21 protein-coding genes and 2 pseudogenes are annotated in these 24,189 nt (G+C 68.1%); 11 read left to right on the top strand and 12 right to left on the bottom strand.

Annotated features, from left to right (window positions below; all coding sequences use genetic code 11):
• Positions 1-73: 73 nt before the first annotated feature.
• Positions 74-1,078: a SphA family protein gene (locus tag ACSVC7_RS17810; protein ID WP_448205653.1), complete on the bottom strand. Its 1,005-nt coding sequence runs from the start codon at positions 1,076-1,078 to the stop codon at positions 74-76.
• Between the two features lie 724 nt (positions 1,079-1,802).
• Here ACSVC7_RS17810 and ACSVC7_RS17805 point away from each other — a divergent pair.
• The 4 genes from ACSVC7_RS17805 to ACSVC7_RS17790 all read left to right on the top strand — a co-directional run bounded on the left by ACSVC7_RS17805 (position 1,803) and on the right by ACSVC7_RS17790 (position 6,555).
• The gene (locus tag ACSVC7_RS17805) at positions 1,803-3,512 is read left to right on the top strand and encodes a PqiB family protein (RefSeq protein ID WP_448205652.1); all 1,710 of its coding nucleotides are present in this window, start codon (positions 1,803-1,805) and stop codon (positions 3,510-3,512) included.
• A gap of 143 nt (positions 3,513-3,655) precedes the next feature.
• On the top strand, positions 3,656-4,219 hold the full coding sequence (locus ACSVC7_RS17800) for a PqiC family protein (protein ID WP_448205651.1): 564 nt from the start codon (positions 3,656-3,658) through the stop codon (positions 4,217-4,219).
• Complete coding sequence (locus tag ACSVC7_RS17795) at positions 4,216-5,502, top strand: paraquat-inducible protein A (RefSeq protein ID WP_448205650.1); 1,287 nt, start codon at positions 4,216-4,218, stop codon at positions 5,500-5,502. Before ACSVC7_RS17800 ends, ACSVC7_RS17795 begins: the two co-directional genes overlap by 4 nt.
• A 45-nt stretch (positions 5,503-5,547) precedes the next feature.
• A complete protein-coding gene (locus ACSVC7_RS17790) occupies positions 5,548-6,555 on the top strand; it encodes an HAD family hydrolase (RefSeq protein WP_448205649.1) in 1,008 nt (335 codons plus the stop codon).
• Between the two features lie 33 nt (positions 6,556-6,588).
• Here ACSVC7_RS17790 and ACSVC7_RS17785 read toward each other — a convergent pair whose 3' ends face one another.
• The 4 genes from ACSVC7_RS17785 to ACSVC7_RS17770 all read right to left on the bottom strand — a co-directional run bounded on the left by ACSVC7_RS17785 (position 6,589) and on the right by ACSVC7_RS17770 (position 11,035).
• Positions 6,589-8,202, bottom strand: coding sequence for a mechanosensitive ion channel family protein (locus ACSVC7_RS17785; RefSeq protein ID WP_448205648.1), 1,614 nt, complete (start codon positions 8,200-8,202; stop codon positions 6,589-6,591).
• A 137-nt stretch (positions 8,203-8,339) separates the two neighbouring features.
• Positions 8,340-8,855, bottom strand: coding sequence for a hypothetical protein (locus tag ACSVC7_RS17780; RefSeq protein ID WP_448205647.1), 516 nt, complete (start codon positions 8,853-8,855; stop codon positions 8,340-8,342).
• Between the two features lie 64 nt (positions 8,856-8,919).
• The gene (locus ACSVC7_RS17775) at positions 8,920-9,612 is read right to left on the bottom strand and encodes a DUF3313 domain-containing protein (RefSeq protein WP_448205646.1); all 693 of its coding nucleotides are present in this window, start codon (positions 9,610-9,612) and stop codon (positions 8,920-8,922) included.
• 379 nt (positions 9,613-9,991) lie between these two features.
• Positions 9,992-11,035, bottom strand: a complete 1,044-nt coding sequence (locus ACSVC7_RS17770; protein ID WP_448205645.1) for an NAD-dependent epimerase/dehydratase family protein — start codon at positions 11,033-11,035, stop codon at positions 9,992-9,994.
• A gap of 407 nt (positions 11,036-11,442) precedes the next feature.
• On the opposite strand from ACSVC7_RS17770, the gene ACSVC7_RS17765 reads away from it, so the two are divergent.
• Positions 11,443-14,184 (top strand): MMPL family transporter, encoded by a 2,742-nt coding sequence (locus ACSVC7_RS17765; protein WP_448205644.1) that lies wholly within the window; start codon positions 11,443-11,445, stop codon positions 14,182-14,184.
• On the opposite strand, the gene ACSVC7_RS17760 is transcribed toward ACSVC7_RS17765, so the two are convergent.
• Complete coding sequence (locus tag ACSVC7_RS17760; protein ID WP_448205643.1) at positions 14,075-15,184, bottom strand: SMP-30/gluconolactonase/LRE family protein; 1,110 nt, start codon at positions 15,182-15,184, stop codon at positions 14,075-14,077. The genes ACSVC7_RS17765 and ACSVC7_RS17760 overlap by 110 nt on opposite strands.
• Positions 15,181-16,344, bottom strand: a complete 1,164-nt coding sequence (locus ACSVC7_RS17755) for a sulfotransferase family protein (RefSeq protein WP_448205642.1) — start codon at positions 16,342-16,344, stop codon at positions 15,181-15,183. The genes ACSVC7_RS17760 and ACSVC7_RS17755 overlap by 4 nt, the downstream gene beginning before the upstream one ends.
• A 143-nt stretch (positions 16,345-16,487) precedes the next feature.
• On the opposite strand from ACSVC7_RS17755, the gene ACSVC7_RS17750 reads away from it, so the two are divergent.
• A complete protein-coding gene (locus ACSVC7_RS17750; protein ID WP_448205641.1) occupies positions 16,488-17,153 on the top strand; it encodes an ABC transporter substrate-binding protein in 666 nt (221 codons plus the stop codon).
• An 82-nt stretch (positions 17,154-17,235) separates the two neighbouring features.
• Here ACSVC7_RS17750 and ACSVC7_RS17745 read toward each other — a convergent pair.
• From ACSVC7_RS17745 to ACSVC7_RS17725, 5 genes and pseudogenes are all read right to left on the bottom strand, one after another.
• Positions 17,236-17,985 (bottom strand): annotated as a pseudogene (locus tag ACSVC7_RS17745) (IS5 family transposase).
• 230 nt (positions 17,986-18,215) lie between these two features.
• Positions 18,216-18,356 (bottom strand): hypothetical protein, encoded by a 141-nt coding sequence (locus tag ACSVC7_RS17740; RefSeq protein ID WP_448205703.1) that lies wholly within the window; start codon positions 18,354-18,356, stop codon positions 18,216-18,218.
• Between the two features lie 40 nt (positions 18,357-18,396).
• Positions 18,397-18,513: pseudogene (locus ACSVC7_RS17735) on the bottom strand (transposase); the annotation flags it as partial.
• Between the two features lie 101 nt (positions 18,514-18,614).
• Positions 18,615-19,376 carry an SDR family oxidoreductase gene (locus tag ACSVC7_RS17730; RefSeq protein ID WP_448205640.1) on the bottom strand — a complete coding sequence of 254 codons (762 nt, stop codon included), beginning with the start codon at positions 19,374-19,376 and terminating at the stop codon, positions 18,615-18,617.
• Between the two features lie 30 nt (positions 19,377-19,406).
• Complete coding sequence (locus tag ACSVC7_RS17725; RefSeq protein ID WP_448205639.1) at positions 19,407-20,564, bottom strand: MFS transporter; 1,158 nt, start codon at positions 20,562-20,564, stop codon at positions 19,407-19,409.
• Positions 20,565-20,741: 177 nt separating this feature from the next.
• On the opposite strand from ACSVC7_RS17725, the gene ACSVC7_RS17720 reads away from it, so the two are divergent.
• The 5 genes from ACSVC7_RS17720 (at position 20,742) to ACSVC7_RS17700 (ending at position 23,860) form a co-directional block, all read left to right on the top strand.
• Positions 20,742-21,638, top strand: a complete 897-nt coding sequence (locus tag ACSVC7_RS17720; RefSeq protein ID WP_448205638.1) for a LysR substrate-binding domain-containing protein — start codon at positions 20,742-20,744, stop codon at positions 21,636-21,638.
• Between the two features lie 183 nt (positions 21,639-21,821).
• The gene (locus tag ACSVC7_RS17715; protein WP_448205637.1) at positions 21,822-22,472 is read left to right on the top strand and encodes a TetR/AcrR family transcriptional regulator; all 651 of its coding nucleotides are present in this window, start codon (positions 21,822-21,824) and stop codon (positions 22,470-22,472) included.
• Positions 22,459-22,923: an SRPBCC family protein gene (locus ACSVC7_RS17710; RefSeq protein WP_448205636.1), complete on the top strand. Its 465-nt coding sequence runs from the start codon at positions 22,459-22,461 to the stop codon at positions 22,921-22,923. The genes ACSVC7_RS17715 and ACSVC7_RS17710 overlap by 14 nt, the downstream gene beginning before the upstream one ends.
• Positions 22,924-22,955: 32 nt before the next feature.
• Positions 22,956-23,393 (top strand): VOC family protein, encoded by a 438-nt coding sequence (locus tag ACSVC7_RS17705; protein ID WP_448205635.1) that lies wholly within the window; start codon positions 22,956-22,958, stop codon positions 23,391-23,393.
• Positions 23,390-23,860, top strand: a complete 471-nt coding sequence (locus ACSVC7_RS17700) for a VOC family protein (RefSeq protein WP_448205634.1) — start codon at positions 23,390-23,392, stop codon at positions 23,858-23,860. The genes ACSVC7_RS17705 and ACSVC7_RS17700 overlap by 4 nt, the downstream gene beginning before the upstream one ends.
• The last annotated feature ends 329 nt before the right edge of the window (positions 23,861-24,189 follow it).

The following is a 24,189-nucleotide window of genomic DNA, read 5'->3' as shown; positions in this document are numbered from 1 at the left end:
TGGGGCTTGACGGGGTAAGGAAACGGCCGGAAGGGCGGGCGGCGCGGGGGCGTCGGCCCGCCCTTTTTTCCGGTCAGAACAGAAGGAACGCGCCGAGCATGATCTGGTTGCCCTGCGGCGTGTTCGATCCGCCGAATTCGGAAAAGAAGCGCAGGAAGTAACGCCCGAATTTGGTGGTCGCCGCGATCTCCGGACCGAGCGCGTAGGTGCTGCCGCGCCGGCTCTGGAACCGGGACGGGACGGCCGACCCCGTCGTGTTGGTGACCTGCCAGTAGGCGTAGCCGTCGACGCCGACATCGACCTGCCCGATGGAGGTTTGGAAGCTGCGGGCCAGCCCCCATTCCAGGATGACATCATCCCCGACCGTGGCGTCGATGCCCTGCTGCTTCTGGTGGATCAGGTAGCGGGCCATCGTCGACAGCGACCATTTCCGTTCATCGTCGAAATAGGCGATGCCGCCGACGGAAAACATTTCGGCCCACCGGCCGAGGCCGGTGTTGACCGCTCGTTTCGGGTCATAGTCTCCGGCGGGCGCAAAAAAGCCGAAGCTGACGAACGCGTCGTAGCGCGGCTCATGCCAACCGAAGTTGATCGGCTCGACGTAGATCGACGAGAATCCGAACCGATCGCTGGTGTCGCTGCGGCTGACGCCAAGCCTCTGCTGCACCGCCGGATTCGGGAACTGCGTCCGTGTGTCCAGGCTTCCGTTGGTGTTCACCAACGGAACGGTGATCTGCATGCCGTAATGGGCGCCGAACAGCGTCCACGGCGTGGTCCAGCCGATCGTGTTCAGATCGACGAACAGGTCGAGGTTCGATTGGGTGTCCAGGCGGCCGAACGGGCCCGTGTCGGACTTGCTCGCCCAGTAATAGGACGGCTGGTTCTGGTAATAAATTCCGGGCGGTGGCTGCTGCGCAGACAGCAATCCCGCACTCCCGAGGATGTAGTCGGTGTGCTGTGCGTGCAAGGACCGGACGGGAAGCGCGATCATCGCCACCAGAAGCCCAAGAGAAAACAAGAAACGGCAGAGAGATAAATTGTATAAATTCTCCCTGCCGGCCATAAATAATTGAGCCATGCCACCTCCTGTTTGAGCAAGACGGATCAAGAAAGCCCGGTTTCATTTCCACCGTTGCGGCGCGCAATACCGCGCGATTCCGTCTGCCACGTCCTTGCCCATGCGCGCCGCAGCGGTCGCCAGATGCCCGCCGATACCCATGGTTTCCGCCATGCCGGGCTTTGTCGCGCACGGGATCATCGGAATTCCTCTTATTCGGCTTCAGATTGAGGATAAACAAAGCAAGAGAAACCAAAGGAAGCAAAGTGGCATCCGGTGCTTTCAGGCGCTCCAGGGAGATTTGGTTGGTGTCTGCGCGGCGCCGCGCTCTTGAGATGTACATACCATGTCATCGCCCCATGTCATCGCAAGGAGCGGATCGTCGTCAAGAGTGGTACGGTTACATACCGTATCCCGCTTGAATCCAGCCGTTTGTGCATCAAGAATATTCTGCATAAGAGCGACGTTGACGACACGACAAGGATTCAAACCGCATTCGACGGCGGCATGCGCGGCATGCCGTCGAGGATTCCCGCACCGTCTTGATGGCCTGTTTTCAGCGGCTTGCCAGCGTGGGCGGGTTGCCCGAGGAGCCTTCGCATGAGCCGTCCGCCACGCCGGCCTTCCAATACGCACCGCGTCATCATCCTCGACACCGAGGCCGATTCCGGGTCGCTCCGTCCGGCCGATACGGTATCACGGCCCCTCACGGGGGCAAGGCGGCGGTGCCATGGATGACGTAGCCATGGATAAGGTCGCCGAGCGGCCGGTGACCGCGCGCGCCGTGACCCGGCGGTCGCGGAGGATCTCCGCCATCTGGTTGATTCCGTTGGCCGCGGTCCTCGTCGGCGGCTGGCTCGTCTGGCACACGCTGTCGAAGCAGGGCCCTACCATCACGATCACCTTTGCCAGCGCCGAAGGACTCCAAGCCGGCCAGTCGCAGCTTCGCTACAAGGACATCGTGTTCGGAACGGTGCAGGGCCTGACACTGACTCCCGACCGCGCCCGCGTCCTGGTCACCATCGCGACGACCCGCGAAGCCGAGCCGCTGCTGACCGATCAGACCGTGTTCTGGGTCGTCAAGCCGCGGCTGTTCGCCGGCAGCGTTTCCGGTCTGGAGACGCTGCTCTCCGGCTCCTACGTCGGCATGCGCCCACCCCAGTCCGAGGCCCAGGCCGAAGGCAAGGCGCAGCGGGAGTTCGTCGGCCAGGAAGACCCGCCGGTCCTCGAAGCGAACGTTCCGGGCCGCACCTTCCAGCTGAAGGCCAAGCGGCTCGGGTCCATTTCGCTGGGCTCGCCGGTGTTCTTCCGGGATCTGGAGGTGGGCGAGGTGCTGGGCTGGGACATTGCGGAGATGGCCGAGAGCGCCACCATCCGCGTCTTCGTGCGCACGCCCTTCGACGCCTATGTCCGTGACGAGACGCGCTTCTGGAACGCGTCGGGCGTGTCGCTGAAGCTCGGCGGGGCCGGCGTCGATCTGCAACTGGAGTCCGTGCGCGCGCTTCTGCTCGGCGGGATCGCCTTCGACACCCCCGACGAGCATCGCCAGGCGGAGGTCAGCCCCGAAAACCACGTCTTTCCGCTGTTCCCCGATCGCGACACCGCGAACGCCGCCTCCTACAGCCGCAAGATTCCCGTCCTGTCCTACTTCCCGGGCTCCGTCCGCGGCCTCGGCCCGGGATCGGAGGTGACGATGCACGGCCTCGTGGTCGGTCATGTGACCGACGTCCGGCTCGCGCCCGATCGCGCCAACGACAGCGTCGTGGCGCCGGTCCGCTATGAGATCGAACCCGAGCGCATCCTCGGGGTGGGCGGGAAGGCCGTCTTCAGCACGACGGAGGAAGCGGCGGATCTGCTGGTGAGGCGGGGCCTGCGCGCGACGTTGCAGAGCGCGAACCTGATCACCGGGCAGCAGATGGTGGCGCTCGACTTCGTCGCCGACGCGCCACCCGTCTCCGTCACCAAGGAGGGAAGCGATTTCGTGCTGCCCACCACCGAAAGCGGCAACCTGAGCGACCTGCAGGCCTCCGCGGCGGCGCTGCTCGACAAGGTGAACGCCATTCCCTTCAAGCAGATCGGCGACAACCTCGACGGCATCCTGGGAAAGGTGAACGATCTGGCCGGCGATCCCCAGTTGCGGCAGACCGTGGCGGAGCTGTCGGCCGCCGTCGCGAGCGCGAACAGCCTCCTTGAGCACCTGGACAACGGCGTGGCGCCCACCTTGAAGGAGTTGTCGGGCACCTCGGCGGCGTTGCAGAAGGCGCTCGGCAACGCCAACCGGCTGATCGTGTCGCTCGACAACAGCTACGGCGACAACACGCGCTTCAACCGCGACCTCGACCGCCTGCTGGCGCAGCTCAACGAAGCGGTGCGCTCCATCCGCACGCTTTCGGATATGCTGACGCGCCACCCCGAAGCCCTGATCAAAGGCCGTCCCGCCGGAGGTGTGGAGTGACCCGCCCGTTGCGATTATACCGGCTGGCCATGGCGGCCTTCGCGGTCCTTCTCGCCGCCTGCTCGTCCCCGACGCCCAACCTGTACACCATAGCGCCCGTATCTGGAGCGCCGGTATCTGGAGCGCCCGTATCCGGAGCGCCTGTGCCCGGTCCGCCGGTGGCGAACACGTCCGTTTCGGGCGCTTCCGCATCGGGCGCCGCCGGACCCAAGGTCGTCCTGCTTCGTCAGGTGGGGATCGCCCGCTACCTGGAGCGGCCGCAGATCGTTCGCTCGTCCGAGAACTACCGGCTGGAGGTGATGGAGAACGACTGGTGGGGTGAGCCGCTGGGCGAGATGCTGGGCCGCGTGCTGGCGGATGAGCTGAGACAGCGCCTGTCCCGATCGGTGGTCGTCAGCGAGGCCGGCACCGTCTCCGCCAATCCCGACGCGACCATCGAGGTGGACGTCCAGCGCCTCGACGAGGACGCGTCCGGCACCCTCGTCCTCCAGGCCCAGGCGAGCGTGACCGGCCGGAAGCGGGCGGAGCCCACCCTGCGCAGCTTCCGGATCGCGGTTCCGCCGCCGAAGCCGGGCGTTGCCGGCCAGGTCGCGGCCACCAGCACGGCGGTCGGGCAGCTGGCCGATGGTCTCGCATCGATGCTGGGCGCGGGGCTCGGTTCGGGGCCGGCTGCGGCATCCGTCACCGGGATCGCGGGGAGGCCATGAGGAACCAGCCCCATACCGCGGAGCGGCTGCGCGAATGCCCGGGCTGCGGGCTGTTCCAGGCGGTTCCCGTCTTGGCGCCGGGCATGACCGCCCAGTGCCCGCGCTGCTCCACCACCCTGGAGCGGGCCACGCGCCACCCGATCGATCACAGCGTCGCGCTGAACCTCACCGCGCTGGTCCTGCTGGTCATCATGTGCAGCACGACGCTGATGACGGTGCAGAAGGCGGGCATTTCGCTCAGCGCACGCCTCTTCTCCGGTCCGGCCGAACTGGTGCGCCGGGACATGGCCGAACTCGCGGTGGCGGTGCTGTTCGTTACCGTGGTGGCCCCGCTGTTCAAGCTGCTCGGCACGCTCTACGTGCTGCTGCGGCTGCGCGAGGCCGCCCCGCCGCGCCATCTCTGCCGCGTCTTCGCGCTGGTCGAGCGGCTCGGCCCCTGGTCGATGATCGAGGTCTTCGTCTTCGGGGTGTTTGTCGCCTACGTGAAGCTCGGCGACCTCGTGAAGATCACGCTCGACGTCGGGGTGTACGCGCTGCTCGCCCTGACCGTGGTTCTCATCTGGGCCGACAGCGCCCTGGACCGCGAGGCGATCTGGGATCGGCTGGACCGGCGCCGCGACGCCCGAGGGAGTTCCGCGCTGCCGGGCCGCCGAACCGTCGAAAACGCGGGATGCGAGGTCTGCGGGCTGGTCAGCGGCGTGGATGGCCCTGCGGAGGGCGGCGCGCGGCACCGCTGCCCCCGGTGCGGCTCCGCCCTGCACCCGCGCAAGCCGGACAGCGTGGCCCGCACCTGGGCCCTGGTGATCGCGGCGGCGGCGCTCTACATCCCGGCCAACTACTTCCCGGTCCTGACCGTGATGCAACTCGGCGCCGGGGCGCCCAGCACGATCCTGGGCGGCGTGGAGGAGCTGGTCGCGTCCCGCATGTATCCGCTGGCGGCGCTCGTCTTCTTCGCCAGCGTCGCCGTCCCCATGCTGAAGCTCGTTGGGCTGTCCGTCATGCTGGTCTCGACGCAGACCGGCCGGTCCGGCTGGCTGCGCGACCGGACGCGGCTCTACCACGTCGTGCGCTGGATCGGCCGCTGGTCGATGATCGACATCTTCATGGAGGCCCTGCTCGGCGCTCTGGTGAAGTTCGGCTCGGTGGTCACGATCGAGCCCGGCATCGGGGCGGTCGCCTTCTGCGGCGTGGTGATCCTGACCATGTTCGCGGCGGAGACCTTCGACCCCCGGCTGATGTGGGACGCGGCCGGCCGGCAAGCCGTCTCGCCAGCCGCCGCCTAGCACGGGCCGCATAACACGGAAGGTCAGCAGGAAAGGGAGGCATCGATGACGATTCCCTCGGTACGGATCGGCGCCCTGGTGCTTGTCGCGATGGCGGCGTGGCTTCCGGGGGCCGCTGCGCAGACCGATCCCTTGCCGTCGTGGAACGACGGCCCGGCGAAACAGGCGATCATCGCCTTCGTTGCGGATGTGACCCGGGAAGGCTCTCCGGACTTCGTTCCGCCATCCGAGCGGATCGCCACCTTCGACGACGACGGCACGCTGTGGGTCGAGCAACCGGTCGATGTCCAGCTTGCCTTCGCCCTGGATCGGGTGAAGGAATTGGCGCCGCTGCACCCGGAATGGCGGGACGAGCAGCCCTTCAAGGCGGCGCTCGGCGGCGACGTGACGGCGCTTCGCGCCGCCGGCCAGCAGGGCGTCACGGCGTTGATCGCGGCGATCCACGCGGACATGACTCCGGAGGAGTTCCGGAGGACGGCCCGGGACTGGCTCGTGACCGCCAGGCACCCGCGCTACAACCGTCGCTACGACGAACTGATCTACCAGCCGATGCTGGAGCTTCTGGCCTATCTGCGCGGCAATGGGTTCAAAACCGTCATCGTGTCGAGCGGCGACGTCGAGTTCGTCCGGGCCATGGCCGAGCCGCGGCTTGGCGTGCCGCCGGAGCAGATCGTCGGATCCACCGTCATGACGCGCTTCGTACGGCGGGACGGCCGGCCGACCTTGTTCCGGCTGCCGCAGGTGCGCTTCCTCGACGCCGGGGCCGGCAAGCCGGTCGGCATCCATCAGCAGATCGGTCACCGCCCGATCGCGGCGTTCGGGAACTCCGACGGCGATCTCGACACGCTGCAATGGGCGACGATGTCCGGTGGGCGCCGCCTCGGCGTCCTCGTGCATCACACCGACGGGCAACGCGAATACGCCTACGACCGTCAATCCGGACCCGACCGCCTCGACACGGCGCTGGAGGCCGCGGCGTTGGGCCGATGGACCGTCGTGGACGTCAAGCGCGATTGGAGAGTCATGTTCTTTTTCGCCCCGCAGGCGTTGTGATCGCTCCGCGGGCAAGTTCGCCGTGCGCGACGCTCACGCCGGGATGGGGAACCGTATTCCCTTGGACTCCGCCAAGCGCAGGACGTCCAGGAGAATCCGCTCCCGCACGGCCAATTCGCTCGTCGCGGCGGAGGCCTTGATGGAGAGGTTCAGCGTGACCGTCAGGCCTTGCGGTCCCACGTCGTACAGGGTCACCTGAACGCTGTCCGGGGAGACGTCCGGGTGGCGGCGCAGAACCTGCCCGATCATCTGAACGAAATCCTCGACCAGTGCTGCCGGCGTGTCGCAGGCAAGCCGCAGCGTCGCTGTGATCTGGCAGTAATCGCGCACCGCCATGTTGTCGATGGTGCTGTTCACCACCACGCTGCTGGGAATGGTCGCGAGGGAATTGCAGGAGGTGCGGATGCGCGTGCTGCGGAAGCCGACGCTTTCCACCTGCCCTTCCACCCCCCCGACCTTGACCGCATCCCCGATGGTGAAGGGCTTCTCGACCATGATGATGATGGAACCGATCAGGTTGGCGAGCGTCTGCTGCGCGCCCAAGGCGACGGCAAAGCCGCTGATCCCCAGGCCCGCGACCACCGAATAGGCGGGCAGCCCGATCTCGTCGGCCCCCGCGACGAGGATGGCGATCGCGACGACGAGCGTCAGCAGACGCAGGACCATGCGGATGAGCTGGCTGTCGATGCTGCCCGCGCGCAGCCGGTCCACGACGATCAGGCTTTCGGCCAGGGCACCTCCGGCAACCCATGTGGCCCAGGTCAGCGCCCCGTAATAGAGGGCCCACATCGACAGCGTCAGCACCTGGTAGACGTCGCCGGACACCCGCAGCACGTCGGCCAGGATCGACGCGCCAATGGGCGCCACGATGGCGAGGCCGAGGGGCGGCAGCACGTCCGCCCAACGTGCTGCGGAGGGCCTTCGCTTGGCCCAGGAGCGGCTGAGGCGGACGCACAGCCGCACGACGGCGAGGCCGAGCGCCAGCAGCCCTGTGACGCCGATCCAGCGCCACATCGGCTGGTCGAGCAGCCGCACCTGAGCCCATCCGGGCACGTCCAGGATCCAGCGCGGCGGCACGACGCGATAGAGGGCAAGCGCGACGCCGCTCGGCATGTAGGCGGAAAACTCGTACCAACCCGGTGTCGCCCCGCTCTTGGGGGGCAAGTGCGCGACCTTGGCGTAGAACTCCGGCAGGCGCGCGACCGTCTCCGGGTCGAACAGATATTCCCCGGACCGTGGTCCCGTCTCGACCCGGGTGATGCGGATCTCGGTTCCGGGCAGCGTCCATCGCTTGAATTCCGCCTTTGCCATGGCTTCCGCGTCCGGAACGGACGGCAAGGACGGCACGTCGATGCGATCGAGCACCTCCTTGAGCTGGATGACGAGCCGGCGCGCCGACTCCCGCTCCGTGGCGGGCGGCAGGCCGCTCACGTCGAGGGTCCGCTCGGCCGCCTCCAGATAATGGATGGCCCCGCGGATGGCGGAAACCTCGTCGGGTGACAGGAAAAGCGTCGACGAGGCCAGATAGGTCGTCAGGCGCGCGTACGCGGATTCCGACGCCTTGTTCGTGAAGTCGAGGAAGCCCTGAAGCGTGTTCCGCGGGCTGGAGGTGTCGATCGGTTCGAGCGGATTGACGTCGCGGGCCACGGCGGGCGCCGTCCACGGCAGCCACAATCCCCCGAGGACGAGCAGAACCGCCGCGCAAGCCTTCAGGAGCGATGCCTTGGCAAAAAGGGCTTCGGGCAAGAAGGGATGACGACACCCATGGAGCATCCCGTTCGCCCTTACCGCTTGCCGAAGAGCATGCGACGCAAGACACCGTCCCCCAGCGCCCGGCCGATCTGCCGCACACCGAAATACGGCAGCAGGATCAGCCACAGGAGGAAGCAGGTCGCGGCGATCTCCTGCCATTTTCCGTCCGCGATGTCGGATACCGATTGCGCCACCGTTCGCCCGCGCATCGCGCCGACGAGGATCTCCTCCCCGTACGTCAAAGCGGCCAGCACCACCAGGAAGATGGCCGATTGGAAGAGGACCACCACGATCAGCGGCCGGTTCCGGTACCGCTCGCCAAGGTGGAACGCCTGCCCGATGAGCATGAACTTGCCGAGGATCAACGCCTTGGCAAGGCCGACCCCGTAGTAGGGGACGGCGACGCCATGGTCCTCCAGCACCGAGGCCTTGTAGAGCAGGATGGCCCCGAAGCAGACATAGAGATACGCGGCGACGACCGCATACTCTTCCAGCTCATGGGCCAGTCTCTGCCGTCCGGAGCGTGGCTGTTGATGGTCTGCATCCATGCTTTGGCGCCTCACGCCCAACCGTTTCGCCTCCCCATGTTCGATGGCTCGTTCGGCGGCTCGTTCAACGGCTCGCTTGGGCGCGCTGAAGGCTTGACAGCAAGTCTTGCGCCGCCTGTTGCATGGCCGCGCGCGCCGTGTCCATGGTCGACAGCGTCGCTTCCATGTTGAACGTCGCCGGGTGGTAGCGACGCACCGCGGCGCCGAGCAGCTTCGACGTCCGGGAGTCGTAGAACTCGGCCGACAGGACCGCCGCACCGGTGAAGGTGCCGCTGCCGCCGGACGCACCTTCGACCGCGTTGGCGACGGCACCGATGGGGAGAAGCCGCGACACCGTCGCTGCACCGGGGACGGTCGGCTCGACGCGTACGATCTTGATGGCGATGCGCGCCGTATTCGGCCCCGAACGCGACGCGAGCAGGTTGGCGTCGCCCAGCGCGCGGCGGGCTTCGCTGGTCATCAGCTGCGCGAGTTCGTCGGTCTGCGCGCTGCTCAAGTCGGCAAAGCTCGCCTCGGATCCACGGTACACCTGGACCGGCTCAACGATGTATCGGCTGTAACGTCGGAAGTCGACGTTCGGAACTCGGTAGACCCAAGCCCCCGGCCGGTCTGGGTCCTCGCGCAGCCTGGCGGATTCCGGCAGGCCGACCGGCCTTTCAGCGGTCTGGGGCGACGTACACCCGGCCACCATCACCGCCATCACGGCCATGAACAGAGTTCCGATCGGAACGGCCAATCGTGGAATCAACAGGGCCATGGCGGTATCCTTCCGTCGAGACGTTCCAGCAGCATTGAGCCAAATACCGGCGAGGCGACTGAAGTAACCAGCGCGTATCCTTCGCCAGGATACAGTAACCTCGCGGACCCTGGTCGGACCGCGAGGTTGTTGATGTTGGTGCGTAAATCGGTCTGAGCTTGGCGACCGGGGCGCAACCGGGTGGGGCAGTGGCCCCGCTGGAGCAGCGCGTTAGGGCCAGCGAAGCGACCACGCCGCCCGGCCGAAGCCCCCTGGCGCCTAGCTCGATCATGCAATTCGCCAACGGGGTAGCGGACCGTTAGGCCGCCAACGCGGTACGCATTCGCATCAACCGGAGGCGTCCGTGCACGAGCGCCATCCCGGCGTTGCAGTCGTGGCGTCACCCCGCAGGAATGCCATTGTGGAGAAGGGCCGGATGGCGTGTCAGCGGGCCAGCCTCTTGATCGAGCCATGCCACCGCATCGCCCAGCGTTCTGGCAAAGGGCCGCGCCTGATAGCGCAGCTGCGCCGCGGCCTTGCTGCTGTCGAACCGGCCGGACGCGCGGGCAAGGCGCACACCCGTTACCGGCGCGGTCGGCGGCCGGCCGGTGACGTGGTCGCTGACCCATTCATCGACATGGGCGAAGGCCAGCGCGCACCAAGCGGGAATGCCCCACCGCCGCAATGGTTCGCGGCCCGCCAGCAGGTCGAGCCGGCGCGCCAGGGTCGACAACTGGATGTTCGTCCCGCCGATCAGGTACCGCTCACCGGTGCTTCCATGCTCGGCGGCCAGCGCCAGGCCGGCGGCCACGTCGCGGACGTCAACCAGGTTCAGCATGCAGTCGAGAATGACGCGTGGGCCGCCGCGCAGAAACAGGCGGAGCATCGCCATCGGCGGGGTCGAACCGCGGTCGCCAGGGCCGATGACGGCGGTTGGATTGACGATGACCACCGGCTGCCCGGCCGCCGCCGCGGCCAGCGCCGCCCGCTCGGCCCGGTGTTTCGATCGGCAGTAGGGGCCGGCCATGTCCTCCAGCGGCACCTCGGTCGCCTCGGTGATCTGGCAGGGCCCGTGCCGCCCGACGAGAACGCACTCCGTCGAACAGTGGACGATCCGCTCCAGCCGGTGACGGGCCGCTCGGGCCAGGACGCATTCGGTACCCTGCCGGTTGACGCGGTCGAACGCCTCCTTGTCGGACAGCCAGAGTTGCGGCAGCCCGGCGACGTGGTACAGAACCCGGACGCCGTCCAGGGCGGCGTCGACCGCCGCAGGATCGAGGATGGAACCCTGCACCACCTCCACGCCCGGCGGCCGGAATTCCGGGGCGTAGAATTCCGGAGCGCAGGTGTCGAGGACGCGCACGCACTCGCCTCGGGCGATCAGATGGGCGACGAGGTGGCTTCCGATGAAGCCGCTACCGCCCGTAACAAGTGACAGCGCCATGACGATCACCAGCTTGGGGCACCGGCTTGTGGCACCGGCTTGCGGCCCTGGGTTTCGGCACTGGGTTTCGGCCCTGGGTTTCGGCCCTGGGTTTCGGATGAGCGTGCCCCAATCCGGCACGCATCGGTCCAGCCATCCTACCGTAAGGCCGCGCCCCGCCGTGTGCGTGCTACGGTATGCCACCCAGGGTATGCCACCGGGCCGAACGGGGCGACGAAACGCGGGAAAACGGGCGTTACGGTAACACGGGAGCCGCGAAGTACCGTATCTTCCACGGCGAGCGGTTCCCCTGATCACGGGGATCGCTGACGATGGATCACACGAACGCCGTCCCGCCCTGTTGGATCACGGAACCGGCTGCGAGCCCCGCTGGCCGCTCCGCTGATTGAGGAGAAGGTGAGACCCCCGTGCCCCCTTCCATCTTGCCCCGTTCCGCGTTGCAGCGGCTGACCGGGTGCGCGCACGCCGTTCTCGCCTCCTGGAGCGTGGCGGCCTGCCGGTGGCCCGGCGCAACGGTCCTGGTGACGGTGCTGCTGTCGGTGCTCGCCGGCTGGTACTCGGCGGAGGCGTTGCGCATCAACACCAGCACCACCGACATGATCGCGCCTGAAACGCCCTTCCGGCGCGACGCGGAGGCCTATCGGAAAGCCTTCCCCTTTGCCGACGACCAGATCGTGGTTGTGGTCGATTCCCCCTCACCGGACCAGTCCGACGCGGCCGCCCTGCGGCTGGCGGAGCTGATGCGCGGGCACCCCGACGCGCTGGCGGAGGTGGAGGTGCCCTCCGCCGACCCGTATTTCCGGCGCTATGGACTGCTGTTCCTCGACACCGCCGCGCTCCAGGACCTCGCCACGCGGCTGGCCGGCGCGCAGGCGGCGCTGGGCGCCCTGAACGAGGCGCCGAACCTGCGTGGGCTCGCCGGCATGTTCGACCTCGTGCTGGAGCATGCGGGCGAGAACGCGCCGGCCGCGCTGGCCGACCTGATGAACCGGCTGGCCGCCTCGACCGAAAGCGTCGCGGCCGGCACGCCGGAACCGGTGTCCTGGACAGGGCTGGTCAAGCTGAACGAGCAGGAGCGGTTCGGCAACCGACGCTTCGTGACGGCGCGGCCGGTGCTCAGCGACGCGTCCTTCGGGCGCGGGCGCCCGGCGCTGGAAGCGGTGCGCAGCGCCGTCACCGCCATCAAGGGGGAGCCTTCGGGCGTCGGGGTTGAGGCCCACATCACCGGCGCCATCGCGCTGCGCCAGACGGAGCTGGACACGGTGGAGGACACGGCGGGCCTCGCCACCGTGCTGTCCTTCGTCCTGGTCGTGGCGGTTCTGACGGCCGGCATGCGGTCTTGGCGGATGATCCTCTGCATGATGATCACGCTGGTCCTCGGCCTGACGCTGAGCGCCGGGCTGGCGGCGCTGACGGTGGGGCGGCTGAACCTGATCTCCGTCACCTGCGCCGTCATATTCTTCGGGCTGGGGGACGACTTCGGCAGCCATCTCGGCCTGCGCTACCAGGAAGAGCGGCGCCGGGGCCGCCCGGTGCGCGCCGCGGTGCTGGAGGCCGCGCGCGGCGTCGGGCCGCCGCTGGCGCTCAGCACGGTCTGCGCGATCATCGGCTTTCTGTCCTTCGTGCCGACCGACTATCTGGGGCTGGCGGAGTTCGGCGTGATCTCCGGCCTGGGCATGGTGGTGGCGCTGGTCATCAGCCTGACGCTGCTGCCCGCCCTGTTTATCCTGCTGCCGCCCGGCCCCGGCGTGGTGACGGTGGAGCGGGAAAGCCGCGGCTTCGCCGCTTGGATGACCCGCCACAACAGCGCGCTGCTGGTGCTGACGGCGCTGACGGTGCTGGGCTCGCTGGCGGCGCTGCCGCTGGTGCGGCTGGACGTGAACCCGCTGAACCTCCAGGACCGCCGGACGGAGGCCGTGCGCACCTACCGCGAGCTGGCGACGGTGCCGCAAACCTCGCCCTACTCGATCAACATCCTGGAGCCGGACCTCGCCGCGGCGCAGGCCACGGCCGACCGGCTTCGCGGGAACGAGACGGTGGGCGGGGTGAGGACCTTCGCCGGCTTCATTCCCAAGGACCAGGAAGCCAAGCTGCCGATCATCGGCGACATGGCCCTGCTGCTGGGGCCGAGCCTCGCCGCCCCAGCCGCCAACACGGCCGATGCGGCGCCCCTGTCCACGGCGGAGCGGGCGAAGGCCGTGGCCGCGCTGCGCACGGCGCTGGCCCGCTTCGCCGTGGGCGACGGCGGCACGCCGGAGGCCCGAGCCGCCGCGCAACGCTTCGCCGGGGCGCTGGAGCGCATTCCCCTGCAGGACGGGCCGGCGCTGGCGACGCTCGACCGGGTGCTGACCGGCGGCATCCCGCCCCTGCTGCAGCGGCTGCGCGAAGGCCTGGAGGTGGAGTGGCCGGTGACCGTGGCGGACGTGCCGGACTCCATCCGCCGCCGCTGGATCGCGCCGGACGGGCGGGCACGGGTGGAGGTGCTGCCGACCCACGACATCTCCGACGGCCGCGACATGGCGCGCTTTGCGGACGCGGTGCTGGCCATGGCGCCGCACGCGACCGGGGCGCCGGTGACCGTGACGCAAGCCGGGCGGATCGTGCTGCGCGCCTTTGCCGAGGCGACGGCGCTGACCCTGGTGCTGATCGCCCTTCTGCTGCTGGCCGTGCAGCGCAGCCTGAAGGGCATCGTGCTGATCCTGGCGCCGCTCGCGGTGGCGGCGCTGTGGACCATGGCGGTGGCCGGGCTGCTGGACATTCCCTTCAATTTCGCCAACGTGATCGTCATTCCGCTGCTGTTCGCGCTGGGCGTGTCGAGCAGCATCCACATGGTCGCCCGCGGGCAGGAGCTGGAACGCGCGGGCAGCAGCGGTGCGGATGATGGCGGTGCCGACTACGGCATGGACCTGCTGATCACCAGCACGCCGCTCGCCGTGCTGGTCAGCACGCTGACCACCAGCACGGCCTTCGCGACGCTGGCCATCTCCTCCCACCGCGGGCTCGCCAGCATGGGAATGCTTCTGGCCATTGCCATCACCTTCACGGTCGTGTCGGCGCTGATCGTGCTGCCCAGCCTGATGATCGGCTGGCACCGCTGGTCGCGGCGCCGCACAGCAGCAGGCGCGCCGACATCACCGATCCGGCGATGAGCCGGCCGCCCCAGGCCGCCGCCACGGTCCCGGCCGAAAAGAAGCTTCCGTCGTCATCGAACAGCGTGTCCAAGCCCTCCGGGCCAAGCGCAACGACGCGGGCCGGCGCGGTGGTGCCACCCGGCAGTCCGTAGCGGTGCAGCGCCAGCGCCGGCAGCGACGGGTGCACCGCCGCCAGCACCCGGCCGTCCAGAGATCCTCCACCGGCACCCCGGCTCAGGTTGTCGGGGCCGCCCGGCACGGGGATCCGGGCGACCGGGGCCGTTCCGGCGGCGCCGAGCAGCGCCGACAGGCGGTAGGCCAGCACCGCCCGCTCCCGCGTCGCGGCGACGTACAGGCGGTCGGCGTCCGGCTCCGCCAGCAGGCCGTTGGCAAAGCCGATGCCGTCGGCCAGCACCCGCGCCGCGCCGTTCTCGACCAGTCCGACGAAGCCGCGGCGGAGGCTCAGCGCGTTTTCCAGCGCCACCGCCCACCGGCCGCAGCCACCGTGGTCGCTGGTGAACAGGAAACGGTCCCCATCCAGGAAGGCCACATCGTTGGCGCGGCAGAGCAGGGGAGCCTCGACCGATCCCCGGTGGTGCAGCGCCGCCCCGTCCAGCGTGAAGCGCTCGACGGCGGTGGTTCCGTCGAGGCGACGGTTGACCGCCAGGACCGACCGCGTGCCGTCCGGCTCCACGCGCAGGTCGATGCCGTGCGGCCGGAAGCCGCCGGCGGGGCGGAAGGCGGCGGTCAGCTCGACCGCGTCCGCATGGTCCGCGTCAAGGGCGTCGACCGGCACCGCGAACAGCCCGCCCCCGGCCTTGTCCGGCTCCGTCCGCCGGTCGTAGGCGGAGAGCAGCACGCGCCCGGATTCGCCATCCACGGCCAATTCCTCGATCCCGACCACCGGGCGCCCGTTGGCCGTGATGTCCACCGTCCGGCACTGGGCGAGCGCGGGCACCGTCAAACCCAGCAGCCAGCCCGGCAGCAGGATGCCGGCCACCAGCGCCGTGCGGATCACGGGGCGGCAGCCGGCTGCCCCCAGCGGGCAAGGAAGGGCGCCCAGTGGCGTTCCACCCGTCGGCGTCCGGCGTCGGACAGCTGGTGCCGGTTCTTGGAATAGCCGCGCACCTCGGCCAGATAGGCCTCGAACCCGGACTTCGCGGCTTCGAACCCCGGAAGCTCGATGGTCCGGTAAATGCGTTCGGCCTCGGCCAGTGGGGCCCGCTCGAAATCCTCGAAGGCCAGTTCGACGAAGCGGTTCGGCGGCAGGCCGGCCGTGTCGTCCAGCAGCGCCTGCATGATCCGCGGGTAGTGGTCGAGCACGACCTGCTCCACGTCGATGGCGCCGTGCGGCTGCAGCGCCAACTGGTCGAGGAGCGTGCGGTAAAAGCCGATGGTGGAGACATACACCGCCATCGGGTCGCGGTGGATGTGGATGAAGCGCGCGTCCGGCCACATCTCCCTCAGCATGGCGATGCGGGCGCTGTAGACCGGATTCTTGATCAACAGGCGCCGTCCGCCCTGCGACAGCGCGACCTTCTCCAGGAAATGGACGAAGCGGTCCTGCCAGCGCCGGATTTCGCCCGGGCTGCAGCCCTCGAAATAGAGTCCGCGGCGCAGGTTCCCGTCCAGGTGCCGGGGGAAGTAGAGCCCATGATAGAAGGACAGCGGCGACATGTTGGCCAGCGCGATCTCGTCCTCCTGCGGGGAGTCCGGGCGGACCGCCACGTTGTCGATGTAGCGGCGTTCCGGCAGGGCGCGTTCCAGCAGCGGACGCAGGACCGCGCCGAGCCCCAGCATGTCCCACGGCAGGCCCACCGCGATGGGTGCGATGAAGCCGAACTGCGGATCGCGGCTCAGCAGGTTGTAGAGGTGCGTGGTCCCGCTGCGCCAGTGGCCGACGATGAAGACCGGCGCCGGCAGCGGCTCGCCGCCCCGCCGTTTCCAGGACACCCACGCCCGCTCCGCCAGGGAGAAGGGCGCGCGCAGCAGAGCGGAAGCGACGGCCGCGGCCAGGGTCGCCGCGTGGCGAGCGCCCGGCAACCCGTTCCGCCGCACCACCGTCAGCAGGGTCAGGGCGTCGCAGCCGTAGAGCGGATGGTCGGCGGCGGGGCTCCAGCGAGCCTTTCGTGTCGGCTCTTCGCGTGTCGGCCCTTCGCGTGTCAATTGGCGCTCCATACGGAGTCTCCCCTTTGTCTGCACGCTTCCTTCAGAATAGACCACGATGCCCTCGCGCCGCATCCCGCACGGACGGTTGAACCCGTCTGCTCCCGGCGGCACCGTTGTGTCGGATGGTCGATGGAGTCCCAACGGAGAAGGCCATGGCCGCATCCACCCGAAACACGCCGTGCCTTTCCATCCTGCTCCTCCTCGTCATGACGGCGCTGCCCATCGGCGGCCCACCCTTGGCGCTGGCTCAACCCGGCCCATCGGCGCCGGAGGCGGTGCAAGCCGGCGCGTCGGCGCCGGTCGCCCGGCTGAACGAGGCCCTGCTGGACCTGATGAAGCGCGGGGCGCGGGAGTCGAAGCGCGCGCGGCTTGAGCGATTCCTGCCCGTGATGCAGGACGTCTTCGACCTGGACGCCGCGCTCCGCATCGCCTCCGCCCCCTATTTCGAGCGCGCCGACGGGGACGAGCAGCGCCGGGCGCTCGACGCCTTCGCCCGGCGGGGCGCCGCGCAATATGTGGACCGCTTCGATCGCTACGACGGCCAAACCATCACCATCGACGGCGAGCGGCCAGGCCCACGCGGCACCACGCTGGTGGACACCACCCTGGCCAGGCCGGAAAAGGCACCGGTGCGGCTGACCTATGTGCTGCGCCCGGAGGGTGGGCGTTGGAAAATCCTCGACGTGCTGGCGAAGGGGACGGTCAGCCAGTTGGCCGCGCAACGGTCGGAGTTCCAGACGTCGCTGCGCAACGAAGGGCTCGCGGGCCTGACGCGCGACCTCAATGCCAACGCCGACCGCCTGCTCGGGGGCGGGTGACGGCGTGTTGCAGCGAGGCGGGCACCGACCTTGTTGCAGCGAGGTGGATTCAGCCGCAAGAAGCCCTTTTCCGGCGTCCTGATTAAGCGACGCGGACGGAGTCCGGACGTCCGAGGTCGAGCATGCGGTTCAGGATCCGGACCGCGATGGTGATCTCGGTGGTCCGCCGATCGCCGGTGCGGAAACTTCTGCCACGCCATGCGTCCGTGCTCGGCAATGGACTGCAGGTGCTGATCGCGCTGTGTTGGATTGGTTTCAGCGGTCGCACTCGGCACCGCCGTGGAGCGGGGGGGTACGATCACCGCGGCGTCCGGTGTGTGCTCCGCCACGGCCGCATCCATGCCGACGTGCAGCTTCTTCCAGGCGCGTCGGCGCTGGGTTCCGTGCTTTTTCGACCAGCCACTCGCCCGGCCCGCACAGCTTGACGCCCGTGCTGTCGACCAGAAGGTCGATGGCTCCGGCCGAGGCGGCCGGCACGACCGGCAATCGCACAATCTTGGCGCGCCGGTTGAGGGTCGAATGATCGGGACCGGCCAGTTCCAACACCGAGCAGGTGAAGGATGGAGCCGACCAGCCATTCGGTTTGGCGCAGCGGCAGCCGGAACACGGCGCGTAAGGTCAGGGCGGCGGTGATCGCCAAATCCGAGTAGGTGCGCTGGCCACCCGGCGTGGCCCGCGTTTCCGCCCGCCAGCGCTCGACGGCCTCCGGCGTGAACCAGACCGTCAGACTGCCGCGCGCCCGAAGCCCCGCGTCATACTCCGCCCAGTTGCGAATCCGATGGCGCCGCTTCGGGATGCGATGGCGGCGGGACGCGTTGGCTTTGAACGGCATGATCAAACCGAGACGGCAGCGAAGGGCTGGCCTTCTACTGTCACGCCTCAAGTCGAGCAACCAGCCGTCTCGATGCAACAAGGTCCCGGCGCGATTTCGCTTGTTGTTTGAGAGGATCGGGAGGCGCCACCCACTTCATAAACCCTGCGCCCAACTCGGCCGAGGCGCACCGGCTGCTCTGGTGCATGGAGGCGGCGGAAGGGCGGTGCGCTGCTCCGGTTTGCTGGTCTTCAGGCGGCGCGGACGGACTCTGGGCGTCCGAGGTCGAGCATTCGGTTGAGGACCGTGACGGCGATCCGGGTCTCGGCCTGCTGCGCCAGCTTCTTGTGCGAGCGCAAGGTGTCGCCGATGATGCGCTTGCAGCGACTCATTGCCCCCTCGGCCCCGGCCCTCTCTTTGTAGCCCGAGGCGTGTCTGATGAACGCCGTGCTTGGCGACCAGTTGCGACACCGTCAGCTCGCCCCTGAGTGCCTCCAGCGCCACCTTCGCCTTGAACTCCGCCGAATAGCGCTTCCGATTCCCCGTCATCGGGTCCGTCCTTCATCCTGGGCGAACCAAGCTTATCCGACTGTCCGGGAAACGGGGACCATCTCAATATCGAGGGAAGGGGCTGGCGCCGATCCCGTTGCTCACTTGCCGCCAGTGACATCGAGGAAGGTGCCGGTGATGAAGGACGCCTCGGCGCTTGCCAGCCATAGGATCGCCCGCGCGACCTCCTCGGGCTGACCGCCTCTGCCCATGGGGATCGAGTCCTTGACGCGATCCACCCGTCCCGGCTCTCCACCGCTCGCATGCATGTCCGTGTAGATGTGCCCGGGGCGGATGCAGTTGACGCGGATGCCATCCCGCGCGACCTCCTTGGCGAAGCCCGTGGTGAACGTCTCAAGGGCGCCCTTGGAGGCGGCGTAGTCGACATATTCGTTTGGACTGCCGAGCCGGGCCGACGCCGACGAGATGTTGATCACCACGCCGCCCCGCCCGTTGTGGCGATAGGACATGCGCTTCGCCGCCTGCTGCGCGCAGAGGATCGGGCCGATCGCGTTGACCGCGAAGATGCGCTGCATCCGCTCGAAGTCGAGATCCTCGGTCCGGGACTGCCGCGCAAGCACCGCAGCGTTGTTGACCAGGACGTCGATCCGGCCGAACTCCCGGTCGATCGCGGCGAACAGCTGGGCGACCTGCGCCGGATCCGCGCTGTCGGCGCGCACGGGCAAAGCCCGGCGCCCCAGAGCTTCCACATCCGCCGCCACCGCACGGGCGGCGGGCTCGTTGGCGACGAAGCTGATCGCGACATCGTAGCCCTGTGCGGCGGCAAGCCTTGCGGTCGCCGCGCCCACGCCACGCCCTCCACCCGTTATCAGAATCAGCGGCGCTTGAGGGACGGTGTTCATTGGACGATCCTTCCTGTGGTGGCGAGAGTTTCATGCGGAGCGCGTCAGGCCGGGCTTCCCATGCGGTCCCGCAGCGGAGGCGCTCAGATGGGGCCTCAGCGTCAGGACAAGCGGAACGATCAGGGCGGCGGTCGCCGCCGAGGCCAGCACGCCGATCGTCTGGGTGCTGTGATCGGCAATCGCGCCGTAGAGGATCGGTGCCAAGCCTCCGGAACCGATCACACTCGTGTAAAAGACCGCGAAGGCCCGGCCCGTATCGCCGTCGGAAAGCTCCGGCACGGTGCCGTAGAGCACCGAAGAGGTACCGTTGAGCACGATGCCGAGCAGTGGCAGCAGGATGAGCGTCGGTGTCAGTGACGTGAACAGCGTCGCCGCGATCAGCAAGGCCGTGGCGGCTTCGGTCACCATGACGCTGCCGACGACACCCAGCCGCTCCCCAAGCCGGCTGCACGTCGCCTTTCCGAACGCGCCGCCGATGAACAGCAGGGCGAGGGCGAGTCCGACCGTCGCCGAGTCCCCGCCCTGTCCATGGATGAGGAAGGGCAGAAACAGCAGATAGCCCATGCGGGTCGCCGTATCGAGCGCGCCGATCGTCGTCAGAATGCCGAAGCCGCCGCGGCCTTGGCCCGAAGCCGCCCCCGTCGTGGCGGTCCTGGTGATGGGGGCCGCCGGCGCCAGCGGCACCAGGGCGACCGACAGGGCGATTCCAAGCACCGCCATCAGGCCCAGCACCGGCTGCCAGGCGAGAACCGGCAACAGCACCGCGACCAGTGCCGGCAACGCGGCTTTCCCGAGATCGCCCGAAAAGTTGTAGATGCCGAGTGGATGCCGCGATGCCGAGCCATAACTGGCGGTGACGAGCAACGAGCCACAGGGGTGCTGGATGCTCGATCCGATGCCGGCCACCACGAGGCCGACGCAAAGACCCGCAAAGCCGAACGGCGAGGCCATGATCAGCAAGCCCGCCGACGCGAGGACGGTCGACAGGATCAGCGCCGCTCGCGGCGACAAGCCGCGCAGCGCCCGGTCCGCCGGAATTTGCAGTCCTCCCATCGTCCCGTAGTAGAGAGCGCGGACGATGGCAAGCGCTGCATAGGAAAGGCCGAATTGCGCCTGCCATACCGGCAGGAAGGCGTACAGAGCGTCGGTATACCCGTCGTGCAGCGCGTGGGCGAGGCACGCACCCACCAGGCTTCTCTTTTGTTGATCCCGCCAATGTCTTGTTTTCATCTTCGATGGATTTCTTGGAGACGCAACGGGCATTGTTCGGCTGGGTCGATCCCAACGGCATGCTATACGTGTGATATTTCATCGACTAGTATGCTTTTCATCACGGATACCGTTCGTTTTTCTCACGGATCTCCCATGCGCCGCCTTCCCCCCTTGAACGCCCTGCGCATCTTCGAGGTCGCGGCTCGGACCGGCAGCTATGCCGAAGCCGGAGCCGAACTCGGTCTCACCCATGGCGCGGTAAGCCGCCAGATCGCTGCGCTTGAAAGCTGGCTCGGGCAGAGGCTCTTCATGAAGGACGGGCGCCGCATGGTCGCGACGCCGATGGCGAGAATCTTCGCCGCCGAGGTCGGTCTTTCCTTCGATCGCCTGGCTGTTGCGGCGGAAGCGTGCGGCCGGCCCGACGCGCGCCGCATCTTGCGTGTCAGCGCCCCGACCAGCTTCGCGATGCGCTGGCTGATCCCGCGCCTCAACCGGTACCACGCCGACCATCCGCACGTCGAAGTCGCGGTTACGACGGTTTCGACCGTGCTTGAGGAGTTGCGCGGCGGCGTCGACGTGGCGATCCGGCGCGGCGTCGCTCGGGAGCATGTGTGGCCTCAGCATCGCGTCGTCCCGGTGCTGGATGATGTGGACACGCTGATCATGAGCCCGGCGCTGTTCGCGCAGCGGCCGATCCTGAAGCCCGCCGACATTGAGGGACATACGCTGCTGGCAAGCGAAACCCGTGCCGGCGATTGGGCGAACTGGCTTGAGGCGGCAGGGCTCCAACACCTCGCCGGGCGTCCCCGCCAGATATTCGACCACTTTTACGTGACGCGTCAGGCGGTGGAAGATGGGCTTGGCATTGGGATCGGCCCGTTGCCGATGCTCGAGATCGACGTTGCCAGCGGAAGGCTGATGACGCCACTGCCGGAGATCCGGGTTCCGAGGACGGGTTACGTCGCGCTTATTCCACGTCAGGCCGATGCCGGAAACCTGGTTGCCGGCTTCGTCGACTGGCTTGTCGGAGAAACGCGAGGACCACGGTGACGAGCCGGGCAGAACCCCGGCGCTCTCGGTCATGGTGGGCGTAAAACGAACCGCTCCGGACGCTGACCACCGCCGCCATGTCGCGGCACGGCGCGCCAGCGGCCGGTTGCGCTCCGACTGCTGCCGTGACCACGGCCTCCTGACCGTTGACATACATACCGACTGAATGGTATGCGATGCGTCATGCCGAGACCCACGAAACATCATCCCGAGCGTGGCGACGCGCGCACCCGGCTTCTGGAGGCGGCGCGGGACGTCATCCGTGCCAAGGGCTTCGCGGCAACCTCGGTCGATGACCTCTGCAAGGCGGCGGGTGTCACGAAGGGGGCGTTCTTCCATCATTTCGAGAGCAAGGAAGCGCTCGGTGTCGCCGCCGCCGCCCACTGGGCGGAAACGACCTCGGCGTTTTTCGAGCAGGCGCCCTATCACCGGTTCGAGGACCCGCTCGACCGCCTGCTCGGCTATGTCGAGTTCCGCAAGGCGATCATTGACGGCGATCCCGCCGAGTTCACTTGCCTCGTCGGGACGATGACGCAAGAGGTCTACGGCTCGCATCCCGCGATCCGCGAGGCCTGCGCCGCCAGCATCTTCGGCCACGCCGCGACTCTCGAACCGGACATCGCGGCGGCCATGAAGGCGCGCCGGGTCGAGGCCGACTGGACCCCGGCGAGTCTCGCAAGACACACCCAGGCCGTCCTCCAGGGCGCCTTCATCCTCGCGAAGGCAACGGGCGAGCGCGCCGTCGCGCTGGAAAGCGTCGATCACCTGAAGCGCTATCTCACGCTGCTCTTCTCGCAGCCCCAACCGAAAGGGAGCTCCCATGACGGACGCTGAGAACGATCTCGTTCTGACCCGCACCCTCGATGCGCCGCGCGACACGCTGTGGCGCTGCTGGGTCGAACCCGAGCTCCTGAAGCAGTGGTTCTGCCCCAAGCCCTGGTTTGTTTCCGAGGCGCGGATCGACCTGCGTCCCGGTGGCGAGTTCTTTACGCTGATGAACGGCCCGAATGGCGAACGGTTCGGCGAACCCGGCGTCTTCCTCGACGTGGTGGAGAAGGAGCGCCTGATGTTCACCGACGCGTTTCGCCCCGGCTGGCGGCCTTCGGGTCGCGCCTTCATGGCTGCGGAGGTGCTGTTTGACGACGCGGGCGCCGGCACGACCCGCTACACCGCGCGCGCCATGCACTGGAGCGCCGAGGCGCGCGAGGAGCATGAGCGGATGGGCTTTCACGAGGGGTGGGGCAAGGCCACCGATCAGCTCGAAGCTCTTGCCAAAACGCTCTGAACACAACGCCCTGAACGCATGGAGGGAAATCTATGGAACCGACCATCTACCTGTTCTTCAAGGGCGATTGCCTCGAAGCCATGACCCATTACGCCGAGACCCTCGGCGGTGAGGTCGTCGATGTGCTCCGGAACGCCGATGTGCCGGACGCGGACTGCCGCATGCCCGGCGGCGATGATCGCGTGATGCACATGACGGTGAAACTGGGCGCAACCACCGTCATGGCCTCCGACACGCCGGACAGCATGTACAGCACGCCGCAAGGGTTCGCGGTGACGATCGCTCCGCCGTCGCGCGCCGAGTTCGACCGGATTTTCGAAGCGCTCGCGAAGGACGCCCGGTTCGTGGCGATGCCGCCCGGCGAGACGTTCTGGGCCGAGCGCTTCGCCATGTTCACCGACCGGTTCGGCACGCCCTGGATGCTGAACCACGCCGGCGCGAAGGCCGCAACCGCGGACGTGTCCCGGTGACCGGGCATCGGAAAGTCCGCACCTGCTTTTGGTTCACGCGCCGTGGAATCGACGCGGCGCGGTTCTACGTGGGCCTTCTGCCGGACAGCCGGATCGACGCCGTGTACGATCACGGCCGGCCCGACGATCCCATGGTCGTCGAGTTCACCCTGGCCGGTGCGCCGATGATGATCCTGACGGGCGGCGACCTGTTCGAGCATTCGCCCGCCGCCTCGATCAGCGTGCTCACGAAGGATCAGGCCGAGACCGACCGCCTGTGGTCCGCTTTGCTCGCCGACGGCGGCAAGGAGAGCATGTGCGGCTGGCTCACCGATCGGTTCGGCGTCTCCTGGCAGATCGTGCCGGAGGCGCTGCCACGGCTGTTCAACGATCCGGACACCGAGGCAGCCTCCCGCGCGCGGGCGGCCATGATGCGGATGAGGAAAATCGACATCGCGGCGCTCGAAGCGGCCTTCCATTCAGCCTGAAGGGGAGGGGAATGCCTTCATCGGCGGCGGCGTGATCGCGGGCGGCGGCGTGATCGCGGTTCGCTCGAAGAAATCTTTGACCAAGCCGGCCATTGAAAGCGTCGTAACGAATTCGGAGGGCGCGCCACGGCCTCACTTACCTGTTCATCAGCCACGACCTCGCCGTGGTCCAGGCCATCGCCGACCGGGTCGTCGTAATGGCCTCCGGCGCGGTCGTCGAGGAAGGCCCGTGCGAGCGGCTGTTCTCCGCCCCGGAGCACCCCTACACGCGCAACCCTGATCAACGCCGTTCCCACGCTGCCGTTGTAAAGCTTTGTCCTCACCAGGAT

The organism is Azospirillum mesophilum, from assembly GCF_053470405.2.
The sequence above is the reverse complement of the archived record's forward strand: the minus strand, read 5'-3'. Positions and strand labels throughout refer to the sequence as shown.